This is a genomic window from Streptomyces sp. NPDC050997 (assembly GCF_040660135.1).
Lineage (GTDB): Bacteria > Actinomycetota > Actinomycetes > Streptomycetales > Streptomycetaceae > Streptomyces.
In genome coordinates this window covers 23,041-46,059 of sequence record NZ_JBFAGK010000018.1, presented here as the reverse complement: position 1 = coordinate 46,059, position 23,019 = coordinate 23,041, and the positions used below count along the sequence as shown (strand labels likewise).

General features: G+C 73.3%; 20 protein-coding genes. 12 read left to right on the top strand and 8 right to left on the bottom strand.

Annotated features, from left to right (window positions below; translation table 11 throughout):
* Positions 1 to 14 precede the first annotated feature (14 nt).
* Complete coding sequence (locus AB0H86_RS32270; RefSeq protein ID WP_362446786.1) at positions 15 to 1,043, top strand: LLM class flavin-dependent oxidoreductase; 1,029 nt, start codon at positions 15 to 17, stop codon at positions 1,041 to 1,043.
* Positions 1,044 to 1,049: 6 nt separating this feature from the next.
* Here AB0H86_RS32270 and AB0H86_RS32265 read toward each other — a convergent pair whose 3' ends face one another.
* Positions 1,050 to 2,024 (bottom strand): TauD/TfdA family dioxygenase, encoded by a 975-nt coding sequence (locus AB0H86_RS32265; protein ID WP_362446784.1) that lies wholly within the window; start codon positions 2,022 to 2,024, stop codon positions 1,050 to 1,052.
* A 167-nt stretch (positions 2,025 to 2,191) separates the two neighbouring features.
* Between AB0H86_RS32265 and AB0H86_RS32260 the strand changes: the two genes are divergently transcribed.
* Both AB0H86_RS32260 and AB0H86_RS32255 read left to right on the top strand, forming a co-directional pair.
* Positions 2,192 to 3,022, top strand: coding sequence for an aldo/keto reductase (locus AB0H86_RS32260; protein ID WP_362446781.1), 831 nt, complete (start codon positions 2,192 to 2,194; stop codon positions 3,020 to 3,022).
* A 262-nt stretch (positions 3,023 to 3,284) separates the two neighbouring features.
* Positions 3,285 to 3,719, top strand: coding sequence for a cupin domain-containing protein (locus AB0H86_RS32255; protein ID WP_362446778.1), 435 nt, complete (start codon positions 3,285 to 3,287; stop codon positions 3,717 to 3,719).
* On the opposite strand, the gene AB0H86_RS32250 is transcribed toward AB0H86_RS32255, so the two are convergent.
* The 4 genes from AB0H86_RS32250 to AB0H86_RS32235 form a co-directional block, all read right to left on the bottom strand.
* The gene (locus AB0H86_RS32250) at positions 3,720 to 6,059 is read right to left on the bottom strand and encodes a SpoIIE family protein phosphatase (protein WP_362446775.1); all 2,340 of its coding nucleotides are present in this window, start codon (positions 6,057 to 6,059) and stop codon (positions 3,720 to 3,722) included.
* Between the two features lie 64 nt (positions 6,060 to 6,123).
* Entirely contained in the window at positions 6,124 to 6,591 is a 468-nt protein-coding gene (locus tag AB0H86_RS32245) for a peroxiredoxin (RefSeq protein ID WP_362446772.1), read from the bottom strand.
* Positions 6,588 to 6,968: a DoxX family protein gene (locus AB0H86_RS32240; RefSeq protein WP_362446769.1), complete on the bottom strand. Its 381-nt coding sequence runs from the start codon at positions 6,966 to 6,968 to the stop codon at positions 6,588 to 6,590. Before AB0H86_RS32240 ends, AB0H86_RS32245 begins: the two co-directional genes overlap by 4 nt.
* Before the next feature lie 31 nt (positions 6,969 to 6,999).
* Positions 7,000 to 7,791: a helix-turn-helix transcriptional regulator gene (locus AB0H86_RS32235; RefSeq protein ID WP_362446767.1), complete on the bottom strand. Its 792-nt coding sequence runs from the start codon at positions 7,789 to 7,791 to the stop codon at positions 7,000 to 7,002.
* 99 nt (positions 7,792 to 7,890) lie between these two features.
* Between AB0H86_RS32235 and AB0H86_RS32230 the strand changes: the two genes are divergently transcribed.
* Positions 7,891 to 9,054 carry an MFS transporter gene (locus tag AB0H86_RS32230; RefSeq protein WP_362447117.1) on the top strand — a complete coding sequence of 388 codons (1,164 nt, stop codon included), beginning with the start codon at positions 7,891 to 7,893 and terminating at the stop codon, positions 9,052 to 9,054.
* Positions 9,055 to 9,067: 13 nt separating this feature from the next.
* Here the strand turns inward: AB0H86_RS32230 and AB0H86_RS32225 are convergent, their stop codons facing one another.
* The 3 genes from AB0H86_RS32225 to AB0H86_RS32215 all read right to left on the bottom strand — a co-directional run bounded on the left by AB0H86_RS32225 (position 9,068) and on the right by AB0H86_RS32215 (position 12,061).
* Positions 9,068 to 9,589, bottom strand: a complete 522-nt coding sequence (locus AB0H86_RS32225) for a MarR family transcriptional regulator (RefSeq protein WP_362446764.1) — start codon at positions 9,587 to 9,589, stop codon at positions 9,068 to 9,070.
* A 325-nt stretch (positions 9,590 to 9,914) separates the two neighbouring features.
* Positions 9,915 to 10,886 carry an iron chelate uptake ABC transporter family permease subunit gene (locus AB0H86_RS32220; RefSeq protein ID WP_362447114.1) on the bottom strand — a complete coding sequence of 324 codons (972 nt, stop codon included), beginning with the start codon at positions 10,884 to 10,886 and terminating at the stop codon, positions 9,915 to 9,917.
* A 104-nt stretch (positions 10,887 to 10,990) separates the two neighbouring features.
* Positions 10,991 to 12,061, bottom strand: a complete 1,071-nt coding sequence (locus AB0H86_RS32215; protein WP_362446761.1) for an iron chelate uptake ABC transporter family permease subunit — start codon at positions 12,059 to 12,061, stop codon at positions 10,991 to 10,993.
* Positions 12,062 to 12,184: 123 nt separating this feature from the next.
* Here AB0H86_RS32215 and fes point away from each other — a divergent pair, with 123 nt between their 5' ends.
* The 8 genes from fes to AB0H86_RS32175 all read left to right on the top strand — a co-directional run bounded on the left by fes (position 12,185) and on the right by AB0H86_RS32175 (position 22,999).
* Positions 12,185 to 13,531: an enterochelin esterase gene (gene fes, locus AB0H86_RS32210; protein WP_362446758.1), complete on the top strand. Its 1,347-nt coding sequence runs from the start codon at positions 12,185 to 12,187 to the stop codon at positions 13,529 to 13,531.
* Positions 13,532 to 13,594: 63 nt separating this feature from the next.
* A complete protein-coding gene (locus tag AB0H86_RS32205) occupies positions 13,595 to 14,575 on the top strand; it encodes an ABC transporter substrate-binding protein (RefSeq protein WP_362446755.1) in 981 nt (326 codons plus the stop codon).
* Entirely contained in the window at positions 14,572 to 15,351 is a 780-nt protein-coding gene (locus AB0H86_RS32200) for a 2,3-dihydro-2,3-dihydroxybenzoate dehydrogenase (RefSeq protein WP_362446752.1), read from the top strand. The genes AB0H86_RS32205 and AB0H86_RS32200 overlap by 4 nt, the downstream gene beginning before the upstream one ends.
* Before the next feature lie 58 nt (positions 15,352 to 15,409).
* Positions 15,410 to 16,606 carry an isochorismate synthase gene (locus tag AB0H86_RS32195; RefSeq protein WP_362446749.1) on the top strand — a complete coding sequence of 399 codons (1,197 nt, stop codon included), beginning with the start codon at positions 15,410 to 15,412 and terminating at the stop codon, positions 16,604 to 16,606.
* A complete protein-coding gene (locus AB0H86_RS32190) occupies positions 16,603 to 18,231 on the top strand; it encodes a (2,3-dihydroxybenzoyl)adenylate synthase (protein ID WP_362446746.1) in 1,629 nt (542 codons plus the stop codon). Before AB0H86_RS32195 ends, AB0H86_RS32190 begins: the two co-directional genes overlap by 4 nt.
* Positions 18,232 to 18,254: 23 nt before the next feature.
* On the top strand, positions 18,255 to 18,887 hold the full coding sequence (locus AB0H86_RS32185) for an isochorismatase family protein (RefSeq protein ID WP_362446743.1): 633 nt from the start codon (positions 18,255 to 18,257) through the stop codon (positions 18,885 to 18,887).
* Positions 18,888 to 18,890: 3 nt separating this feature from the next.
* Entirely contained in the window at positions 18,891 to 19,118 is a 228-nt protein-coding gene (locus AB0H86_RS32180) for a phosphopantetheine-binding protein (protein WP_362446740.1), read from the top strand.
* Positions 19,115 to 22,999 (top strand): amino acid adenylation domain-containing protein, encoded by a 3,885-nt coding sequence (locus AB0H86_RS32175; protein ID WP_362446737.1) that lies wholly within the window; start codon positions 19,115 to 19,117, stop codon positions 22,997 to 22,999. The genes AB0H86_RS32180 and AB0H86_RS32175 overlap by 4 nt, the downstream gene beginning before the upstream one ends.
* Positions 23,000 to 23,019: the final 20 nt, after the last annotated feature.

Here is a 23,019-nt window from a genome sequence, read left to right as displayed (position 1 = left end):
CGCCGGAGGAGCCCGTGCCGCCCGCCTCTCGCCCGTTGCGCAAGCTGGGCTTCCTGACCATCGGCCTGTTCGACGAGGCCGATCCGCGCCGGGGCCACGAGTCCACGCTGGAGATCATCGAGTTGGGCGAGCGGCTGGGCTTCGACAGCGCGTGGCTGCGCCACCGCCATCTGCAGTACGGCATCTCGTCGCCCGTCGCGGTCCTGGCGGCGGCCTCGCAGCGCACCAGCCGTATCGAACTCGGCACCGCGGTGATCCCGCTGGGCTGGGAGAACCCCCTGCGGCTGGCCGAGGACCTGGCGACCGTCGACCTGCTGTCGGGCGGTCGCGTCAACCCCGGTGTGAGCGTGGGCCCGCCCATGCGTTTCGACGAGGTCAAGGGCGCGCTGTACCCGGACACCGCGGACGCCGAGGACTTCAGCTACGAGCGGGTGCGGCGGCTGCTGGGCTTCGTGCGCGGGGAGCCTGCCACCGACTTCAGCGGGGTCGAGGGGTTCGAGGCGTTCTCCGACCGGGTGCAGCCCCACTCCCCCGGTCTGGGCCGGCGCCTCTGGTACGGCGGCGGCAGCCTGGGCTCGGCGAAGTGGGCCGGTGAGCACGGTATGAACTTCCTGGTCAGCAGCGTCGTCAAGGCGGAAGAGGCCGAGGGGACGCCGGACTTCGCCGAGATCCAGCTCTCCCACATCCGCGCCTTCCGCGCCGCCCACCCCGACGGCGAGGACGCCCGTGTCTCCCAGGGCCTTGTCGTCATCCCCACCGACTCCGCCTCGCCCGAACAACGCGCGAGGTACGAGGAGTACGCGGCCGCGCGCACCCCGCGTACGGCGGCACCGCAGGGACCGGCGCGGCTGATGTTCGCGCCGGACATCGTCGGCACCTCGGACGAGATCGCCGAACGGCTGCACGCGCACGCCGCGTTCCGTGAGGTCGACGAGGTGGCATTCGCGCTGCCGTTCACCTTCGGGCACGAGGACTATGTGCAGATCCTCACCGACATGGCGACGAGGCTGGGCCCGGCGCTGGGGTGGCGGCCGGGCGTCTGAGCGACGTCACCACCGCCCGGGCTCGGTCCCGACGATCGGCTCCGAGGGCTTGCCGTCCACGCCGACCGGTACGTCACCGGCGAGCATCACCCGGTGCATGGTCCGGGGGAGGTCGAGGTGCGCGTTGTCGCCGGGCGCCAGGTGGATGGTGGCCCGGTTGTCCCAGAAGGCGACGCTGCCCGGCTCCCAACGGAAGCGGACCGTGTACTCGGGCCGGGTCGCCTGGTCGAGGAGCATCTCCAGGATCGCGCCGCTCTCGGCCCGGGAGAGGCCGGCGATCTGCTCGACGTAGTAGCCGTTGACGTACAGGATCCGCTCCCCGGTCTCCGGGTGGACCCGGACCAGCGGGTGCAGCGAGGCGACCTGATGGTCCAGCAGATGCCGGACGTACGCGTCGTCGCCGGGCCGCGCCTGGTAGCCGACGCCCAGCCGGTGCTCGGCCCTGAGCCCGTCCACGAACTCCCTTACCGGGACGGAGAGTCCGGCGTACGCGGCCGCCAGATTCGACCAGGTGGTGTCCCCTCCGTAGGGCGGCACGGTCTCGGCGCGCAGGATCGTCGCCATCGGCGGGTCGACGCGGGCGCCGTGGTCGCAGTGCCAGCCGCGCAGCAGGGTGTGCCGCCGGCGCCGGAGCCATTCCTCGTGCTCCATGCCGAACCTGCCGCCCAGCTCCAGCCGGTCGGCGGTCGTCTCGATCTCGGGGAAGTCCCGCGGGGAGGCGCCGCCCCGTTTGCGCGGCGCGACCGGCTCGCCGAACCTGCGCGCGAACGCCACCTGCCCGGCGTGGTCGAGCCGCTGTCCCCGGAAGAACACCACCTTCCAGCGCAGCACCGCCGCCCGGATCGCGGCGATCACGGCGTCGTCGAGGTCACCGGCCAGGTCGACGCCGGTGATCTCGGCGCCGATGTGTCCGGCGGCCGGTCGCACCTCGATCCCCGAGGCCTCGTCCGAGAGGTCCGCAGTGGCCCTGTCCGTCGTCATACACGCTCCGTTGATCCGTCCGTCCGCACCGGTTCGGTCGGTGCCGGTCCCTGAAGATCGTGACAGCGTTTGGCGTGCGGGGCGACAGGGCGTCGTACGGTCATGTCGAAGACGCGCGTACTGGGTACACGGCACAGGCACAGGCACAGTCAAGGGAAGGTCCGGCAGTGAACAGCATCCCGACGCACACCCTCAATGACGGTACGACGATCCCGGCAGTCGGCCTCGGCACCTGGCCGCTGGACGACACGCAGGCGGAGCAGGCGGTACGCGGTGCTCTGGAGAGGGGATACCGCCTCGTCGACACGGCGACGAACTACCGCAACGAGGCCGGTGTCGGCCGCGGCGTGGCAGGCGGCGCGGTGCCCCGGGAGGAGATCGTGGTGACCACGAAGCTCCCGGGCCGGCACCACGGCTACGAGGAGACCCTCGCGTCCTTCGAGGAGTCCCGCGCCCGCCTCGGTCTGGACCATGTGGACCTGTACCTGATCCATTGGCCGCTCCCCCGCGTCGACAAGTACGTGGACTCCTGGAAAGCCATGATCAGGCTGCGTGAGGAGGGTCTCGTCCGCTCGATCGGCGTCTCCAACTTCACGCCCGAGCACATCGAGCGGCTGGAGAAGGAGACGGGGGTCCTGCCCGCCGTCAACCAGATCGAACTGCATCCCTTCTTCCCGCAGGACGAGCTGCGCGCCTACAACGCCGACAAGGGCATCGTGACCGAGAGCTGGAGCCCGCTGGGCCAGGGCCCGGCGCTGCTGAAGGACCCCGCCGTCGTCTCCGTCGCCGAGGAACTCGGGGTGACGCCCGGCCAGATCCTCCTGCGCTGGCACGTCCAGCTCGGCGCGCTCCCCATCCCGAAGTCGGCGGACCCCGAACGGCAGAGCCAGAACCTCGACGTCTTCGGTTTCGAGCTGAACCCGGCCCAGATGGACACGATCGCCCGCCTCCCCCGCCGGCGCCTCGGCGGGGACCCGGAGACGCACGAGGAGTTCTGAGCGCGGTGGGCCCGTGGCATGGGGCGGGCCGAGGAGTGAGAGCGGGTAGTCGGGGCCCGTCGCGCGGGTCTCGCGTCGGTGCGGGAGCGGGCGGCGGCCCTCCGCGGCAGGGTGATCCGCGGATTTCGGCCCCAACAGGCCCTCGGCGCCTCTAAGTTCGCAGCCGTACGAGGTTGTCGGCCATGTGCTCGCCACGAGGTCGTCGCCCACGTGCTTGCCTGCCCCACGAGGTTGCCGTCCCACCAGCCAGGAGGCCTTCCGCATGCGCGTCCCGCTCCGCACCGCCCTGACAAGCGTGGTCGTCACCGCCACCGTCCTCGTGGGCGGCAGCGCCCACGCGACCCCGCCCGGCCCGGGGGTGAGCGGCCGCCTGCTCGCCCAGAAGACCGTCGGGGACACCGACTACGTCCTCAGGGAGATCACCGTTCCGCCCGGCCAGGCCACCGGCTGGCACTATCACGACGGCCCGGTGTACGGGTATGTGAAGCAGGGCACGCTCTCCCACTACCACGCCGACTGCGCCACCGACGGCGTCTATCCGCGGGGGACCACGGTGCGCGAGCCGGGCGGGCCCGGCGACGTCCACCTGGGGCGGAACCTGGGCGACACCCCGCTCGTGCTCGAAGTGCTCTATGTGCTGCCGCACGGCTCGCCGTTCTCCGAGGACGTACCGAACCCCGGTTGTTCCTTCGAGTGATCAGAACTGAGGCGTCAGCGACTGCTCGGCCCAGATCGTCTTGCCGCTGCCGGTCTGCCTGCTGCCCCAGCGCTGAGTGAGCTGGGCGACCAGGAGCAGGCCGCGGCCTCCCTCGTCGAAGGCGTGCGCCCGGCGCAGGTGCGGCGAGGTGGAACTGCCGTCGGAGACCTCGCAGATGAGGGTGCGGTCGCGGATCAGCCGTAGCCGGATGGGGGATTCGCCGTAGCGGATCGCGTTGGTGACCAGTTCGCTGACGACCAGTTCGGTGACGAAGGCCGCCTCGTCCAGTCCCCACGCGGTCAGTTGCTCGGTGGCGGCCTGCCGGGCGGCGGCCACGTGCGCGGGGTCCGGGACGACGTCCCAGGTGGCGACGCGGTCCGCGCCCAGCGCCCGGGTGCGGGCCAGCAGCAGCGCCACGTCGTCGCCGGGCTCGTCGGGCAGTACGGCCTTCAGCACGGTGTCGCACAGGGCGTCGAGGGTGTCGGTGCGGGCGGTCAGGGCGCGGCACAGTTCGTCGGTGGCGTGATCGACGTCGCGGTCGCGGTCCTCGACGAGTCCGTCGGTGTACAGGGCGACGACTGCGCCCTCTGGCAGTTCCAGTTCGGTCGCCTCGAAGGGCAGGCCGCCGACGCCGAGCGGGGGGCCCGCGGTCAGCGGGACGAGGCTCGCGGTGCCGTCGGGCCGCACCACGGCGGGCGGCGGATGACCGGCGGAGGCGAGGGTGAGGCGGCGGGAGACCGGGTCGTAGACGGCGTAGAGGCAGGTGGCGCCCAGTTCCGCGGGTTCGCTGTCGCGGTCGTCGGCCGCCAGGTGGCTGACCAGGTCGTCGAGGTGGGTGAGCAGTTCGTCCGGCGGCAGGTCCACGTCGGCGAGGGTGCGCACGGCCGTGCACAGGCGGCCCATGGTCGCCGACGACGGGATGCCGTGTCCGACGACGTCGCCGACGACCAGGGCCACCCGGCTGCCGGAGAGCGGGATCACGTCGAACCAGTCGCCGCCGATGCCGGCCAGTGAACCGGAGGGCAGATAGCGGTGGGCGACCTCGACCGCCGCCTGTCCGGGCAGGCCGCGGGGCAGCAGGCTGTGCTGGAGGGCCAGGGCGGTGGTGCGTTCGCGGGCGAAGCGGCGGGCGTTGTCGACGCAGACGGCGGCGCGGCTGGCGAGTTCCTCGGCGAGGACGGCATCGTCGTCGCCGTAGTCGTCAGGGTGGGCGATGCGGACGGCCACGGCGACGCCCAGGGTGGTGCCGCGGGCCCGCAGCGGTACCGCGAGCATCGAGTGGACGCCCCTGCGGTGGGGGCGTCCCCCGGGGGCGCGCGCGTTGCGTTCGGCGACCCAGCGCATGAAGCCCGGCTCGCCCGCCTGGCTGAGGACCGCCCTGCCCTCCCGCAGCGCCCGCGCGGGCGGCGAGTACCCGGGGTAGGCGTCCGTCTCGCCCAGGCGCACGGCCGCCTCCGGGGTGCCCTCGGTGCCGGAGCCGTGGGCGACGCGGCGCAGGACGATCTCTCCCTCCAGCGCCGTCTGGGGTTCGTCCGCCCCGAGAACCCATTCGAGCAGGTCCACGCTGGCGAAGTCGGCGTACCGGGGAACGAGGAGCTCGACCAGTTCCTCGGCGGTGCGCACCACGTCCAGGGTGGTGCCGATGGCGGCCGCCGCCTCGTTGAGCAGGGCCAGGCGCTGCCGTGCCCAGTACTGCCCGGTGCTGTCGAGCGCCGCGAGGGCGACTCCGGTCACTTCCCCGGAGGCGTCCCGCAAGGGCCACATCTCGATGTTCCAGGCGTGCTCCCGGTTGAGGGCCGGCGCGCCGGTGAAGCTCTCGTAGTGGACCGGCCGGCCGGTCTCGGCGACCTGGCGCAGATTGCTGTGGAAACCCCGGCTGTGCTTGGCGTCCTCCACGGTCTCCGGGAAGGGTCTGCCGAGCAGCACCTCCTCCGGCACGCCCATCACCCGGCAGGCTGTGTCGTTGAGGCGCAGATAGCGCTGCCGGGTGTCGAAGACGGACATCGACACGGACGCCTGCTCGAAGGCCTGGCCTGCGAGGGTGGGCTCGCCCTCGCCGGGCTGCTCGATGATCACATAGCCGTTGGGTGTGCCGTCCGCGCCGAGCACCGGGTGCGCCCGCAGGGTGACCGTGACGGAGGTGGAGTCCCGGTGCCGCAGCCGGACGGTGCCGGCCAGCTCCGCCACGGCTTTGTCCGGCGGGTCCTCGGCGAGCAGTTCCCGCGCCGCGCGTCCCACGACCTCCTCGGCCGTGCGTCCCGTCAGCCGCCGGGCACCCTCGCTCCACCCCGTCACGATGCCCTGGGCATCCGTGGTCGCCGCTGCGGAGACATGCTCCATATCGTCCAGGATGGTCTCTTTGTCACATCGCATCAACCGCGATGCGGCAGCCGGGGCACCCGGGTCACCTCCGGTGGGCTCGCAACGCGTCGAGGGCGCGGTCGGCGTGGGTGTTCATCCGCAGTTCGCTGCGGACGACCTCCAGTACCGTCCGGTCCTCGGCTATCACGAAGGTGGTCCGCTTGGTGGGCGCGAGCGAGAAGCCCCGCTTGACGCCGAACCGTTCCCGGACCGTCCCGTCGGGGTCGGACAGCAGGGGCATGCCCAGGTTGTGCTGTCCGGCGAACTCCTGCTGGCGTTCGACGGGGTCGCCGCTGACGCCCACGGGCTTGGCGCCGACGGCGGCGAACTCGGCGGCCAGGTCGCGGAAGTGACAGGCCTCCGCGGTGCAGCCGGCGGTGAGGGCCGCGGGATAGAAGAACAGCACGACGGGCCCGTCGGCGAGCAGGCCGGTGAGGCTGCGGAGCGTGCCGGTCTCGTCCGGCAGCTCGAAGTCCTCGACCTTGCCTCCGACCTCGATACGTGTGGTCACGACCGGCCCTCCCCGCTCCCGGCGACGCTGCGCGCCCACAGGACGAGGGGCACCTGGAGGGGCAGCCGCCCGAAGGCCGCCGCCTTCTGCGGTGCCGCTCGGTGGCGCCAGTCCAGGGCCATCTTGACGTTGGCGGGGAACACCCCGACGAAGAACGCGGCCGTGGCCAGCGCGGCCGTCCGCCGGGTGCGCGGCAGGACCACACCCGCGGCCAGCGCCAGTTCGACGACACCGCTCGCGTACGTCCAGGCCCTGGGCGAACCCGGCAGGCCACTGGGGATGGTCGCGTCGTACGAGCGTGGAGCGGCGAAGTGGGTGACACCCGCGGTGGCCAGCAGGCCGGCGAGCAGCAGGGGCGAGCGTTCGGACCGGGACACGGTTCCTCCTCTGATGACCTGCCGCGCGATATTACTGGACGGTAGAACTCCGGGGTCCGGCCGGGTCCGCGTCGGCCGGGGAACGGCGGTTGTGGGTGCCCGGCGTATAGCCGAAGGCCCGGCGGAAGACGTCGATGAACGCGCTCGCGGAGGACCAGCCGCAGCGGTGGGCGACGACCGTGACCGGTGTGTCGTCGGCCAGCATGCGCAGGGCGTGGTAGAGGCGGGACTGGGTGCGCCACTGCGGGAACGTCATGCCGAACTCCCGGCTGAAGAGGCGGCTGAGGGTGCGCTCCCCGACGCCGGTCGCGGTGCCGAGGGCGGCGAGGGTGCGGGGGTCGGCCGGGTCGGCGTGGACGATCCGGCAGACCGCGGCGAGGCGTGGGTCGGTGGGGGTGGGCAGCCGCAGCGGCTGGTGCGGTGAGGCGCGCAGCTGGTCGCGCAGGACGGCGAGCAGGCGCCGGCGTTCGGGACTGCCGTCGGCGGGGTCGCGGGTGTAGGCCAGGATCAGTTCGCGCAGGAGCGGCCCGACGGCGAGGACGGTCGGCGTGTCCAGGCCGAGCGGGTTGTCCTCGGCGGGCAGTCCGACCAGGTGCAGGTCGAGCCGGCCGTGGGCGCGGTGGGCGTGCACGGTGCCGGCCGGGACCCAGATGGCACGGGTGCCGGGCGCGAACCAGGTCCCGGCGTCGGTGGTGACGGCCAGGACTCCGGAGCCCGCGTAGACGATCTGGTGGTCGTCGTGGCGGTGCGCGTCTACGCGTTCCCCGGCGGCCAGGGGCTGGGCGCGGGTCGGTGCCGTGGGGGTGTGGCGGATGTTCGACACAATGCGGCAGGTTATCGAAAGCGGGCCGACCGGTCGTCCCGCGACGATCGACGGGTGTCCGAGAACCGTCGCCGATCCGGCGACCGAACCATCACGCTGATGTCCCTGGGCCACGCCTGCGTGGACGTATATCAGGGAGCCGTCGCCGCGCTCGTCCCCTTCTTCGTGGCCGAGCGCGCCTACACCTATGCCGCCGCCTCCGGCATCGTCCTTGCCGCGTCACTGCTGTCGTCGGTGGTGCAGCCCCTGTTCGGGGCGCTCACCGACCGGTGGGCGATGCCGTGGCTGCTGCCGGTGAGCGCGCTGACGGCCGGCGTCGGGGTCGCCGTGAGCGGGATCGGCGGCTCCTACCCGCTGACCCTGGCCGCGGTGGCCCTCTCCGGGATCGGGGTCGCCGCCTACCATCCGGAGGCGGCCCGCGCGGCCCGTGCCGCCGCGGGCGACGGCAACACGGCGATGGGCTGGTTCGCTCTCGGCGGCAACGTCGGTTTCGCCCTGGCCCCGCTGCTCGTCGCCGGTGTGGTCGCCGTCGGCGGCCTGCGGGCCTCTCCCCTGCTGGTCGTCCCCGCCGTGCTGGGAGCGGTGCTGTGCGCGGCCGCGGTACGTACGACCGGGGCCCGCGTCACGGTCGCCGCCGCCGGGGGAACCGGCACCGACGACTGGCCGTCGTTCCTGCGGCTGTCCGGTGCGGTCGTCTGCCGGTCGATCGTCTTCGTCGGCCTGAGCGCCTTCGTCTCGCTGTACGTCCGTGAGCGCACCGGTGGCGGGGACCTGGCCGGTACGGTCGCGCTGTGCGTGCTCTACGCCGGGGGCGCGACGGGCACGCTGGCCGGGGGCCGGCTCGCCGACCGGTACGGCCGGCTGGCGGTGGTGCGGTGGTCGTACGCGCTGACCGTGCTCGCCGTCGCGGGGGTGCTGCTGGCCCCGGGTACGGCGGTGTATCCGTTCGTCGCGCTCACCTCGGCCGGCCTGTATGTGCCGTTCTCGCTGCACGTCACGCTCGGGCAGGACTACCTGCCCCGGCGGGTGGGCACCGCGAGCGGTGTGACGCTGGGCCTGACCGTGAGTGTCGGGGGTCTGGCCGCGCCGGTTCTGGGGGCGGTGGCGGATGCCACGTCGCTGCGGGTGGCGCTCGTGCCGCTGGTGGCCCTGCCCGCGCTGGGGCGGCTTCTGCTGTGCGGTCTGCGGGAACCCGCGCCGCCCGGAAAGGCGGGATCGGCCGATCGGCCGCCTCGCCGCCGCCCTCGTGCGGCGTCGAGGTGATCAGGCCGTGCGGTCAGGCGGTGTCGGCGGATGCCACGGCCCGCGGCTCGGTGTCCTCGTCGACGGCGTGGGACAGGAAGTCGTCGACCATACGGTGGAAGAGCGTGGCGAGCCGGCGCAGTTCCTCGGGCGACCAGTCGGCGAGGGCGAGTTGCATACCGCGGGCGCCCGCGTCCCGGATCCGGGCGATGGCCTGCCGGCCCGTGTCGGTGAGCTGGATGCGCTGGGCGCGGCGGTCGTCGGGGTCGGGAACGCGGGTGACGTACCCCGACTTCTGCAGTTGCTGCACGGTGCGGGTGACGTGGGAGGCCTCCACGCCCAGCCGGTTGGCCAGTTCCCCCGGTCGCAGCGGCTCGGAGTCGGCGACCTGGCGCAGCAGCGCGACGGCCGCGCGGTCGAGGGGCACCTCGGCCAGGGCCATGAGCCGTTCGTGCTGCCGGGCGCGGGTGCTCAGGTAGGTGATGCGGGTGAGCGCCCGCTCGATCTCGGTGACTTCCGGGGAGGCGGGGGTGTCGGGGAGCGGCTGTGTGGACATGCGAGCCACTTTACCATCTTGTTGCGTAACTCAAGTAATTTGGTGGCGCTGCCCTGCCGTCTCGGCCTGCGGCTCACCACGGTCGCCTGGCCGCCCAGACGGTCCGGGTCGTGCGGGCGGTGAGATCCTGGCGCCGCAGGACGCCGTGGGGGCCCGGCGCTGTCGATGAGGATGTCGAGCGTGGCCAGGTCGTCGCCGTCCACCCGGCCGTCGAGGTGGGCGCGCAGACGCCGCAGGCATACGCGGGCGTAGCGGCCGGTGGCTTCCGGGAGGGGCCATGATGCGGCCCCCTCCCGCCTCGGCCGGCGCGCCGGCTGACCGTGGCTCATACCCGGCCCGCCCTGCGTTCTCCGCGCAGCAGCCAGGCCAGGTAGACGCCGCCGACCACGCCCGTCACCACGCCGACCGGCAGCAGGGCCGAGCCGGTGACGCGCTGGGTGAGCAGATCGGCCGCGGAGACCAGTAGGGCACCCATCCAGGCGGCCGGGAGGACGTTGGGTCCGGCGGCCCGGGTCACGCGGCGTGCCAGGTGCGGTGCGGCCATGGCGACGAACGGGACCGGCCCGGCCGCGGCGACGGCCATGGCGGTCAGCCCGGTGCCCGCGCACAGCAGCACCAGCCGACTGCCCTCGGGCGGCACCCCGAGCGCGGACGCGGTGTCGTCGCCCATCTCCAGCATGGTCAGGCGGCGGGTACAGGCGAGGACCACGGGGACGAGGAGCACCAGCCCGAGGGCGGCGATGCGGACGTCGCCCCAGTCCCGGGCGTTGAGCGAGCCGATCATCCAGCTCGCCGCCTGGGCCGCCTTGCCTATGTCGGCGCGGACGTAGAGGAAGTTGGTCGCCGAGCCGAGCACCGCGGAGGCTCCGATGCCGACGAGAACGAGCCGATAGCCGTGCACGCCCCGCTTCCACGCCAGCAGGTAGACGGCGGCGGCCGTGGCGAAGCCGCCGCACACCGCGCCGATCGCCGTCTGGGCGTCGCCCGCGTCGAACAGGATGATCGCGACGAGGGCGCCCGCGGAGGCTCCGTTGCCGAATCCGGTGATGTCGGGGCTGCCGAGCGGATTGCGGGTCAGCGACTGGAACACCGCGCCCGCCATGCCCATCCCGAAACCCACCAGGACGGCCACCAGGGCACGGGGCAGCCGCAGGTCGAGCACGATGAACTCGGCGCCGGGCGGGCCGCTTCCGGCGAAGGTCCGCACGACCTCCACCGGGGACAGCTCGTAGGTTCCGGTGCCGACGGCGAACACGGTCGCGCAGGCGGCGAGGGCGACGAGCGCGGCGCAGACCATCAGGGCGCGCGTGTCGTACCGCAGGGACCAGCGACCGGTGCGCAGCAGTCCGCTCCGCAGGTCCGTCCGGGCCGCCGTGCGGTGCCTGTCCTGTTGGAGGACGCTCACAGCTGGGCCGCCTTTCGCTGCCGTACGAGGTGGATGAACAGGAGTCCGCCGAGGAACGCGGTGACCGTGCCGACCTCGATCTCCGACGGCGCCACCACCACCCGGCCGAGCACGTCGGAGACGAGCAGCAGCACGGGCGCGTACAGGGCGCAGTAGGGCAGCAGCCAGCGCGGGTCGGGGCCGCAGAACGCGCGGGCCGCGTGCGGGATCATCAGCCCGATGAAGCCGATCGGGCCGCACACGGCGGTGGCTCCGCCGCACAGCAGCGTGATGGAGACGACGGCGAGGACACGCGTGCGCTTCACCCGGGCGCCGAGCGCGTGGGCGTGGTCGTCGCCGAGGGCGATCGCGCCGAGTGGGCGGGCCAGCGCGAAGGCGATCAGGGCGCCGGCCCCGAGCAGCGGCAGCACGGCGAGCAGGAGCGAGACGTCGCGCTGGGCGAGGGTGCCCACGGACCAGTGGCGCATGGCGTCGAGGGTGTTCAGGTCCCACAGCTGGAGGCCGTTGACGTAGCCGAACAGAGCCGCGTTGACCGCGGTTCCGGCGAGGGCCAGACGGACCGGGGTGGCGTACCGGCCGCCGCCGAGGGAGTTGACGGCGGTGGCCGCGAGGGCGGCGCCGGCGAGGGCGAACCACAGGTAGCCGGCGAAGGACGTGATCCCCAGGACGCTGATGGCGGTGACGACGGCGGCGGAGGCGCCCGCGTTGACGCCGAGCAGTCCGGGGTCGGCGAGCGGGTTGCGGGTCAGCGTCTGCATGACACCGCCGCCGAGTCCGAGGGCCGCGCCGACCGCGATCCCGATCAGGGTGCGGGGCAGTCGCAGATCCCGCACGATCGCGTCGTTCTCGGTGCCCGACGGCGAGAACAGCGCCGACCACACCTGGTCGAGCGGGATCCGCTGGGTGCCGACGGCCAGTGACAGCGCGGCGGCCGCGACCAGGAGTGTCAGACCGAGCAGCAGGCCGGCCGATCGCACGGAGGCCCGGGAGCGGCGCGCTTGCGTGCCGGCGGCGTCAGCGGCGAACGGCCGGTTTCTTCCCGGGGACGGACCAAAACCGATGGACATGTGCTTAGCTTAGGCTAACCTAACCCTCACTGTTGACGATTTAGTCGACAGACGCTCAACGTATGCCCAAGTGCCCTCCGTACACGACCCTTTGTGCCGCCTTCGGCGTTGAGAAGAGGAGAGATGACCGCCGCCCCCACGCCCGTCCTGCGTCCAGCGACCGGCCCGCGGGACTCCCGCCACGGCGTCCGCCCGGTCCGGATCACCGGGCCACAGGTGGCCCGGTTCGTGGACCGGCTGGCCGAAGCGTCCGACGACACTCGACGCGCCGCCCTCACCGCCGAGTTCTGGAACGAGGTGGACCGCCTGGGCACCCCGCTCGTCGAGGAACTGGAAGGCGAGCCCGGACATCGGGCCGTCACGTTCCTGTGGCGCGGCCACCGGGCCACCCGCCAGGTCCTGCTGCTGGGCAACCGCATCATCGACCGCGAGCACCTCGCCGGCTCCCTGCTGGAGCACGTCCCCGGCACCGACATATGGCACCTGGCCCTGAGGCTGCGCGCCGACCACCGCGGCTCCTACCGCATGGCCGCCGACATCTCGACCAGGGAGCCGCCCGCGGACCCGGTCGAGCTCCAGCAGCGATTACGGTCGCTGTCCGCGCACGCGGCACGGGATCCGCTCAACCGGCGCCCCCTGCCGACTCGTTGGCACCCGTCCGACAGCTCGGTCTTCGCCCTGCCGCACGCTCCGGCCCCGCCCTGGACGGAGCGGCGGGGCAAGGTACCGGCCGGACGGGTGGAGCGGCACCGACTGGCCGCCGCCGCGCTCGACAAGGACCGCGACGTCTGGGTCTATCTGCCGCCCGGGCACGAGCGGGCCGGCTCCTCACCGCTGCCGGTCCTGGTGCTGTGCGACGGCGACATGTGGTTCGGCCGGCTGGGGCTCGGCCACACGCTCGACGCGCTGATCGCCGACGGGACGCTGCCGCCGCTGGCCGTGCTGGCGCCGGACGCCGTCGACCGGGCCACGCGCCGGCGCGACCTGGGCGGGCACGACCGGTTCGTCTCCTTCCTCGCCGACGAGCTGCTGCCCTGGGCGGCGGGCCGCTGGCCGCTCACCACCGATCCCCGACGGACGGTCGTCGCCGGGCAGAGTCTCGGCGGGGTGACCGCACTGCACGCCGCGTACCTGCGGCCCGAACGGTTCGGCAACGTGCTCGCCCAATCCGCCTCCCTGTGGTGGCGGCCGGGGCTGCCGCCACAGGGCCCGTCCAAGCCGACCGAGCACGGGGTGCCCTGGCTGGTCACCCGGTACGCGGCGGCAGGCCCCCGTCCGATCACCGTCCACCTGGACGTCGGCCTGCACGAGGGAACCATGGTCGACGACAGCCGGGCCCTGTACGACGTGCTGCGCACGGCCGGGCACCGGGTCACCTACGACGAGTACAACGGCGGCCACGACTACGCCTGTTGGCACATCGCCCTGGCCGACGGCCTGATCCGGCTGCTGGGCGACGGCTCCCGCTGACCGCACCGGGCCACCCCAGGACCTTCCTTCCCGCACACCCCCTTCTCAAGGAGCTGTACTTACATGTCCTCTGCACGAGCCTCCCGCCGGGCGGCCCTCATGTCCGCCGCCGCCGTCGTGACGGGAGCCCTGCTCCTGAGCGGCTGCGGCGACGACGGCGGGAGCGACAGCGCCGACGGAAGCGGCAAGGAGACCACCCGCCGGATCACTGACGCGACGGGCCGCGAGGTGGAGGTGCCGTCCGCGCCCGGCAAGGTCGTCACGCTCAGCGAGCCCACGCTGGACGCGGCGCTCGCCCTCGGCATCGAACCGGTCGGCGCCACTGCGGGCCGCGGCCAGACCGGTGTGTCCACCTACCTCGCCGACAAGGCGTCCAGAGCCGAGGTGGTGGCCACCGTCGCGGAGGCCGACATGGAGAAACTGGCCGCCCTCCAGCCCGACCTGATCCTGCTGGACGAGACGACGGGCGCCAAGGGCGAGGTGGCCAAACTGCAGGCCATCGCCCCGACCGTGGTCACCGCCGAACTGAACGAGGACTGGAAGAAGGCGTTCACCGCCACCGCCGACGCGCTCAACAAGAAGACGCAGGCAGAGAAGATCCTCACCGACTTCGACACCGACGTCACTGCCACAAAGGAGAAACTGGGCGACAACGGGGGCGCCGTCGCCAGTGTGATCCGCTGGCAGAACGGCGCGCCCTCGGTCGTCGGCAAGGGCGTGGGCCACGTCGGTTCCACCCTCTCCGCGCTCGGCCTGGGCCGGCCCGGGGACCAGCAGGGCGCCAGCGCCGGGCACAGCGAGCCGGTGAGCCTGGAGAAGCTGTCCACCATCGACGGCGACTGGCTGTTCTTCGGCACCCTCGGCGACCGGACGGACGGCGAGAAGGCGTACACCGAGGCGACGAAGGTGCCCAACTTCGCCAAGTTGAAGGCCGAGAAGGACGGGCACGTCGTCGTGGTCCAGGGATCGGCGTGGAACAGCGCGGGCGGTCCGCTGGCCGCGCGGATCGTGCTCGACGACGTGACGAAGGCACTCGCGTCGTGAGCACCGCCCTCGCCGGCCGACTCGCGCTCGTGACCGGGGCGGGCCGGGGCATCGGCGCGGCGGTGGCCACCGCGCTCGTCGAGCAGGGAGCCCGCGTCCTCGCCACCGACCTGGACCCGGCCGGCGTCCGGGCGCTCGCCGGCAAACACGGCGACCGGATCACCCCGCGCCCGCTGGACGTCACGGACCCCGCCGCCGTCGAAGCCCTCGTCACGGAAGCCGAACAGGACCTCGGCCCGCTGGACATCGCCGTCAACGTCGCCGGAATCCTGCGGAGTTCACCCGTCGCGCACCTCACCGACGCGGACTGGGCGGCCACCTTCGCCGTCAACACGAACGGCGTCCTGCACGTCTCGCGGGCAGTGGCCCGCCGGATGGCCGAGCGCGGCCGCGGCAGCATCGTGACCGTCGCCTCGAACGCGGCCGGCATCCCGCGCACGGGCATGGCCGCCTACGCCGCCTCCAAGGCCGCGGCCGTCATGTTCACCAAATGCCTGGGGCTGGAACTGGCCGCCCGGGGAGTGCGCTGCAACACGGTCTCCCCCGGCTCCACCCTCACCGACATGCAACGCGCCCTGTGGACGGCCGACGAGGAGAGCGCGGCCCGGCACGTCGTCGAAGGAGACCTGGCGACCCACCGGACGGGCATCCCCCTCGGCCGCATCGCCGACCCGGCCGACGTCGCCGACGCCGTTGTCTTCCTGGTCTCCGACCGCGCCCGCCACATCACCATGCACGACCTGTACGTCGACGGCGGCGCCACCCTGCGGGCCTGACCGGCCCCTCGCCCCCACCACCGACCGCGGCCCGTGCCGTCCCCCACTGGAGACACCCATGCCCACGTCCCTGCACGAACCCACCGCCGCCCCGACCCTGTCCCCCGGCATGGCGACGGCCCTGCTGGACTCCTACCGCCCGGCCACCGACCGGTTCCTCGCCTCGCCCCACCGCACCCTGCTGGGCCGGGGCACCACGGCGGAGATACCGCACGACTCCCGTCCGCTCACCCACCGCGTCCGGGAGGTGCTCGGCGCGCTGCGCCGCCCCGGCGCCCCGGCACCGGTCGTGGTGGGCTCGCTGCCCTTCGCCCCGGACGCGCCGTGCGCGCTGGCGGTGCCGGACATGGTGCACTGGGCGCCGCCGCTGCGCGAGGACCCGCTCGTCGCCCTGCCCGTCCCGCTCGACGAGGGGCGGCCCGACTGGCAGGTGCGGGAGGTTCCCTCTCCCGAGGTGTACGGCGAGGCCGTCGCCGCCGCCGTCGCGCGCATGCGGGCCGGGGAGTTCGACAAGGTCGTCCTCGCCCGCACGCTGGAGCTGACCGCCTCCCGCGCCCCCGACCTGCCGTCCATGCTGCGCAGGCTGGCTAGCCGAGACCCGGCCGGGTACACCTTCGCCGTGCCGAGCGGACCGGGCCGCATCCTGATCGGCGCCAGCCCCGAACTCCTCGTCTGTCGGCGGGGCGGCCGGCTGACCGCCAACCCCCTCGCGGGCTCCACGCCGCGCAGCGCCGACCTCGCCGAGGACGTCCGCCGGGCCGTCGCCCTGCTGGAGTCCCCGAAGGACCTGCACGAGCATGCCGTGGTCGTGGCCGCCGTACGCGAGGCACTCGCGCCGCTCTGCCACCACCTGGACGTTCCGGAGCGGCCCACGCTGGTGCGTACGGCGGCGATGTGGCACCTGTCGACCACCGTGACCGGTGAACTCGCCGACCCGGACACCACCGCGCTGGACCTGGCGTCCGCGCTGCATCCCACCCCGGCCGTCTGCGGCGCGCCGACCGACGTGGCCCGCGCGGTCATCGCCGCGTCCGAGCCCTTCGACCGCGGCCCCTACACCGGCATGGTCGGCTGGCAGGACGCCGACGGCGACGGCGAGTGGGTGGTGACGATCCGCTGCGCGGAGGCCGAGGGGCGGGCACTGAGGCTGTTCGCGGGCGCCGGTGTGGTGGCCGCCTCGTCGCCGGAGGCGGAGACCGCGGAGACGGCCGCCAAGTTCCGTACGTTCCTGCACGCCGTGGGAGCCTCGCTGTGACCCTCACTCCTGGTGTGGACGCCCCCACCTGGCCGGCCGCGTTCGCGGACCGCTACCGTGCGGCCGGCTACTGGCGGGGGGAGACCTTCGGCGGCATGCTGCGCGAGCGCGCCGCCGCCCACCCCGACCGGATCGCCCTGGTGGATCCGGCGCCCGAGCGGCGTACGTGGACGTACCGGGAGCTGGACGAGCGTGCGGACCGGCTGGCCGCGGGGTTCGCGGCGCGCGGGATCTCCCGCGGCGACCGGGTGGTCGTCCAGCTGCCGAACGTCGGGGAGTTCGCCGAGGTGGTCTTCGCGCTGTTCCGGATCGGCGCGCTGCCGGTCTACGCGCTGCCCGCGCACCGGGACACGGAGATCGGCTACTTCTGCTCCTTCACCGAGGCCGTCGCGTACGTCGTTCCCGGCGTGTACGGCGGTTTCGACTACCCGGACCTCGCCACACGGATGAGGAAGCGGACACCGACGCTGAAGCACGTGTTCGTGGTGGGCGCCCCGGGCGGGCACACCGCCCTGGCCGACGTGCCCCGCGAGCCGGACGGGCCGATCGCCGGACCCGAGCCGCACGAGCTGGCCTTCCTCCAGCTGTCCGGCGGTACCACGGGCGTGCCCAAGCTGATCCCCCGCACCCACGACGACTACCTGTACTCGCTGTGGGGCTCGAACGGGATCTGCGGCGTCGACGCGGACACCCGGTTCCTCGTGGTGCTGCCCGCCGCCCACAACTTCCCGATGAGTTCCCCCGGTTGGCTCGGTGTGCTGTACGCGGGCGGCACGAGCGTGCTGTGCCCCGGGCCCGACCCGGGGACCGCGTTCCCGCTGATCGAGCGGGAACGCATCACCATGACGGGGCTGGTGCCGCCCCTCGCCCTGGTGTGGACCGACGCCGCCGAGCGGAGCGAACACGACCTCTCCAGCCTGGAGTTGGTGCTGGTCGGCGGCGCCAAGTACAGCGAGCGGGCGGCGCGACGGCTGGAGCCCGCCCTGGGCTGCCGGCTGATGCAGGTGTTCGGCATGGCCGAGGGGCTGGTCAACTACACGCGCCTGGACGACGACGTCGAGACGATCGTCGGCACGCAGGGCCGGCCGATCTCCGCGGACGACGAGATCCGCATCGTCGACGACGCCGGACACGACGTCGCGGACGGTGAGTTCGGGCATCTGCTCACCCGCGGCCCGTACACGATCCGCGGCTACTGGCGCGCACCCGAGCACAACCGGAAGGCCTTCACCGAGGACGGCTTCTACCGCACCGGCGACATCGTGCGCCGCACCCCGACCGGTCATCTCGTCGTGGAGGGCAGGGCCAAGGACCAGATCAACCGGGGCGGCGAGAAGATCGCGCCGGAGGAGATCGAGAACATCATCCTCGGCCACCCGTCCGTGCACGACGTGTCCGTCGTCGCGGTCCCGGACCCGTACCTGAGCGAACGCTCCCTCGCCTACGTGATCCTGCGCGAGGGCGCCGAGCCGCTGAGGCCGGTCGCGGTCAAACGGTTCGTACGCGAGCGCGGGGTCGCCGCCTACAAGGTCCCCGACCTCGTCGAGTTCGTCGACACGTTCCCCCGGACGGGGATCGGCAAGGTCAGCAAGAAGCAGCTGCGGTCCACCGCCGAGCAGTCCTGAAAGCGTTCCGAAAGGCCCTCGCCATGGCACTTCCCGCCCCCACCCCCTATCCGCTCCCCGCGGGTGACCAACTGCCCGCGAACCGTGTCTCCTGGACGGCGGACCCGGCGCGCGCCGTGCTGCTCGTGCACGATCTCCAGCAGCACTTCCTGTCCGTGTTCCCGGCCGGCGAACAGCCCCTGACCGGGATGCTCGACAACACGGCCCGCCTGCTGAAGGAGGCCCGCCGACTCGGCGTGCCGGTCGTCTACTCGACCCAGCGCGGCGGGCAGACGTCCGAGGAACGCGGTCTCCAGCTGGACTTCTGGGGCCCGGGCGTCGCCGACGACCCCGAGGCGCTCGCCGTGCCCGACGCGGTGGCTCCCGAGCCCGGCGACACGGTGCTCACCAAGTGGAAGTACAGCGCCTTCGTCCGCACCGAACTCGCCGAGCTGCTCAGGGAGTCGGGCCGTGACCAGCTGGTGATCGTCGGTGTGTACGCGCACATCGGTGTGCTGATGACCGCCTGTGACGCGTGGATGCGGGACGTCCAGGCGTTCGTGGTGGCCGACGCCGTCGCCGACTTCTCGCGGGAGGACCACGACATGGCCCTGCGCTGGGCCGCCGGCCGCTGCGCGGTCGTCACCACCACCGACGCGCTCTTCAAGGAGGTCTGAACCATGGCGCTCACCCTGGAGCGTATCCGCGCCGATGTCGCCGACAGTCTTGGCGAGGACCCCGCGGACATACCCGTCGACGAGAACCTCGTCGACCACGGCCTGGACTCCGTGCGGCTCATGACGCTGCTGGAACGCTGGCGACGCGACCACGGCGTCCAGGCGGACTTCGCGGACCTGGCCGAGCGCCCGGCCATCGAGGCCTGGGCGGCCCTGCTGGGGGCGGCATGACCGCCACGCTCGCCACCGGGACCACACGGACCGTACTGCCGCTGACGGCGGCCCAGTCCGGCATGTGGTACGCGCAGGCCCTTGATCCGCTCAGCCCCGCGCAGAACACCGCGGAGTGCCTGGAGATCGACGGCCCGCTCGATCCGCACCTGTTCGCCGAGGCGCTGCGCCGGGTGACCGCTGAGGCTCAGGCCCTGCGCGTGCGCGTCGAGGACACCCCGGACGGACCGCGCCAGGACATCCGGGACACGGTCGAACTGCCCCTGACCGTACGGGAGACGACCACCACGGCCGAGGCCGAGGAGTGGATGCGCGCCGACCTCGCCGAGCCCCGCGACCTGGCAGCCGGCCCGCTCTTCGGGCACGCGCTGTTCCGCGTCGGCGAGGAGCGCTGGCTGTGGTACCAGCGCATCCACCACCTCGTCATGGACGGCTACGGCTACTCGCTGCTCGTGCGGCGCACCGCCGAGGTGTACACGGCGCTCGTCCGGGGCGAGGAGCCCGCCCCGCGCACCTTCGGCCTGCTGGCCGACCTGGTAGCGGAGGACGCCGAGTACCGCGCCTCGGAATCATTCGCGGCCGACCGCGCGCACTGGTCGACGGCGTTCGCCGACCGCCCGGCGGCCCCCCGCCTCGCGGGCCGTGGCGCCCTGCCGTCTCGCACCTTCCTGCGGCGTACGGCGTCCGTGGCCCCGGAGACCGCCGAGCGGCTGCGGGAACTCGCCGCCCGGCTCCGCGCGACCTGGCCGGACGTCCTGATCGCCGCGCAGGCCCTCTACACCTCCCGGGCCACCGCGCAGTCCGACGTCGTGCTGGGCCTGCCGATGATGGGCCGCATGGGCTCGGTGGCGCTGCGCGTGCCGGGCATGGTCATGAACGTCCTGCCGCTCAGGCTGACCGTCTCCCCCGACGCGACCTTCGCCGAACTGGTCCGGCAGGTCGTGCTCGGCATCCGCGAGGTACGCCGCCACCAGCGCTACCGCTACGAGGACATCCGCCGCGACCTGGGGCTGCTCGGCGAGCAGCGGGGCCTGGTCGGCCCGCTGGTCAACGTCATGCCCTTCGACTACGGCGTCGTCTTCGCCGGCGCCCCGGCGCGGGCCCGGAACCTGTCGGCGGGCCCGGTCGACGACCTGACCGTCAACATCTACGACCGGGCCGACGGCCGGGGCCTGCGCATCGACCACGACGGCAACCCGGCCCTCTACGACGAGTCCGAACTGACCGCGCACCAGCAGCGGTTCCTGCACCTGGTGGACCGGCTGACGGACACCGACCCGCATCTCCCGCTCTCCGCGCGCACCGTGGCCACCCCGGCCGAACAGGCCCTGGTCCTCGACGAGTTCAACCGCACCGCGCGCGAACTGCCGCCGACCACACTCGTCGGCCCCATCGAGGCCCGCGCCGCACGAACCCCGGACGCGACCGCGCTGGTGCACGGCGACACCGCCCTCTCGTACGCGCGGCTCAACTCCCGCGCCAACCAGCTGGCTCGGCACCTCCAGTCCCTCGGTGCCCGCCCCGGAGCGATGGTGGCGGTCTCGGTGCCGCGCTCGGCGGAGCTGGTCGTCGCCCTGCTCGCGGTGCTGAAGGCGGGCGCCGCCTACCTCCCGCTCGACCCGGACTACCCGGCGCGGCGGCTGACGTACATGCTGGAGGACGCGGCTCCCGTCTGCGCGATCACCGACCGGGCCGGCCGCCTCCCGGAGGACACCGAAACCCCGCTGGTCGTCCTGGACGGCCTCGACGTGTCGGCGTACCCGCAGGTCAACCCGGCGCGGGCGCTCACCCCGGCCGATCCCGCGTACGTGATCTACACCTCCGGCTCGACGGGCCGCCCGAAGGGGGTCGTCGTCCCGCACCGGGCGATCGACAACCGGCTGCGGTGGATGCAGCACGAGTACCCTCTCACCGCCGAGGACCGGGTGCTGCAGAAGACGCCGTCGTCGTTCGATGTGTCGGTGTGGGAGTTCTTCTGGCCGCTGCGGGAGGGCGCGGCGCTGGTGGTCGCGGAGCCCGGCGGTCACAAGGACCCGGCCTATCTGGCCCGGCTGATCCGCGAACAGGCCGTCACCGTCTGCCACTTCGTGCCGTCGATGCTCCAGGTGTTCCTGGCCGAACCGGACGCGGCAGCGTGCGCGGGCGTCCTGCGCCGGGTGTTCTGCAGCGGCGAGGCCCTGCCCCGGGAGACCGCGAACGCCTTCGGGCGCACGCTGCCCGGTGTCGAGCTGCACAACCTGTACGGCCCGACGGAGGCCGCCGTCGACGTCACCCACCACGCCTGTGCCCCCGAGGCCTCGGGTCCGGTGCCGATCGGGCGGCCGGTGTGGAACACCCGCCTGTACGTCCTGGACGCGGCACTCCAGCCCTGCCCGCCCGGAATTCCGGGCGAACTGTACCTGGCGGGCGTGCAGTTGGCCGACGGCTATCTGCGGCGAGCCGAGCTCACCGCGTCCCGGTTCGTGGCCGACCCGTTCGGTCCGGCGGGCGGCCGGATGTACCGCACGGGCGATGTGGCCCGCTGGACGGCGCAGGGCGAGGTCGAGTACCTGGGCCGTACCGACCACCAGGTGAAGCTGCGCGGCCAGCGCATCGAACTCGGCGAGATCGAGGCCGCGTTGGCCGCCCGGCCCGAAGTGGACGGAGCCTGCGCCCTGGTGCGGGAGGACCGGCTCGTCGGCTATGTGACGGGCGGCGCCGATCCGGCCGCCGTACGCGCGGCCCTGGCGCGTGAGCTGCCCGAGCACATGGTCCCGGCGGCGGTCGTCGCGCTGGACGCGTTCCCGCTCAGCCCCAACGGCAAGCTGGAGCGGCGCGCGTTGCCCGCCCCGGTCTTCGCCGGCGGCGAGGGAGCGCGGCCGCCGGCGTCCGCGCGCGAGGAGACGCTGACGCGACTGTTCGCGCAGGCGCTGGGCGTCCGACAGGTGGGCCCGGACGACGCGTTCTTCGACCTGGGCGGCACCTCGCTGCTCGCGGTACGGCTCGTGGGGCGGATACGGGAGGAGTTCGGCGCGGAGCTGACGATCGGCTCGCTCTTCGAGGCGCCGACACCGGCCGCGCTCGCCGCCCGGCTCGACGCCGCGAGGCCCGCGTCCGGGGACGCCCTGGACGTCGTACTGCCTCTGCGGGCGGACGGGGAGCGGCCCCCGCTGTTCGCGTTCCATCCGGCGGGCGGGATCTCGTGGTGCTACGCGGGGCTGGCCGCGCGGCTCGGGCCCGGGCAGCCGGTGTACGGCATCCAGGCGCGCGGTCTGGTCGGCGACGAACCGCTGCCGCGCAGCCTCCAGGAGGAGGCCGAGGACTACGTCGAGCGGATCCGCGAGGTCCGGCCGCACGGCCCGTACCGGCTGCTGGGCTGGTCGGTCGGCGGGGTGCTGGCGCACACCGTGGCCGTACGGCTCCGGGCGGCCGGTGCGGAGGTCGACCTCCTGGCGCTGCTGGACGCGTTCCCGGCCGAGCAGTGGCGGGAGCGGCCCGCGCCCGAGGAGGGCGACGCGCTCACGGCCGTGCTGCGCATGGCGGGCTTCGACCGCACCGGCGAACGCACCCGCGACGACGTGCTGGCCACCCTGCGCCGGGCCGGCAGCCCGCTGGCCGGGCTCAGCGACCACACCCTGTCCAGGATCGTCGACATCGTGCCCAACCACGCCCGCATGATGCGCGAGCACCACCACGAGCGCTACGACGGCGACGTGCTGTTCTTCACGGCAGCCGCCCCGCGCCCCGAGGACTGGCTGACCCGCACCGCGTGGCAGCCGCACGTCGGCGGCGCGATCACCAACCACGATCTCGACTGCACGCACCCGGGGTTGATGCGGGACCAGCACCTCGACGACATCGCCACGCACCTCGCCGCCCGTCTGAAGGAGCTCGACGCATGACCCCCGCTGGAGGCGGGCCG

Bases quoted from the DNA above. Each gene is read 5' to 3' on its own strand.
- AB0H86_RS32265 (WP_362446784.1), bottom strand. From the start codon at position 2,024: ATGACGACGGACAGGGCCACTGCGGACCTCTCGGACGAGGCCTCGGGG.
- AB0H86_RS32255 (WP_362446778.1), top strand. From the start codon at position 3,285: ATGCGCGTCCCGCTCCGCACCGCCCTGACAAGCGTGGTCGTCACCGCC.
- AB0H86_RS32250 (WP_362446775.1), bottom strand. From the start codon at position 6,059: ATGGAGCATGTCTCCGCAGCGGCGACCACGGATGCCCAGGGCATCGTG.
- AB0H86_RS32230 (WP_362447117.1), top strand. From the start codon at position 7,891: ATGTCCCTGGGCCACGCCTGCGTGGACGTATATCAGGGAGCCGTCGCC.
- AB0H86_RS32225 (WP_362446764.1), bottom strand. From the start codon at position 9,589: ATGTCCACACAGCCGCTCCCCGACACCCCCGCCTCCCCGGAAGTCACC.
- AB0H86_RS32220 (WP_362447114.1), bottom strand. From the start codon at position 10,886: ATGGTCTGCGCCGCGCTCGTCGCCCTCGCCGCCTGCGCGACCGTGTTC.
- AB0H86_RS32215 (WP_362446761.1), bottom strand. From the start codon at position 12,061: ATGTCCATCGGTTTTGGTCCGTCCCCGGGAAGAAACCGGCCGTTCGCC.
- fes (WP_362446758.1), top strand. From the start codon at position 12,185: ATGACCGCCGCCCCCACGCCCGTCCTGCGTCCAGCGACCGGCCCGCGG.
- AB0H86_RS32205 (WP_362446755.1), top strand. From the start codon at position 13,595: ATGTCCTCTGCACGAGCCTCCCGCCGGGCGGCCCTCATGTCCGCCGCC.
- AB0H86_RS32195 (WP_362446749.1), top strand. From the start codon at position 15,410: ATGCCCACGTCCCTGCACGAACCCACCGCCGCCCCGACCCTGTCCCCC.
- AB0H86_RS32185 (WP_362446743.1), top strand. From the start codon at position 18,255: ATGGCACTTCCCGCCCCCACCCCCTATCCGCTCCCCGCGGGTGACCAA.
- AB0H86_RS32180 (WP_362446740.1), top strand. From the start codon at position 18,891: ATGGCGCTCACCCTGGAGCGTATCCGCGCCGATGTCGCCGACAGTCTT.
- AB0H86_RS32175 (WP_362446737.1), top strand. From the start codon at position 19,115: ATGACCGCCACGCTCGCCACCGGGACCACACGGACCGTACTGCCGCTG.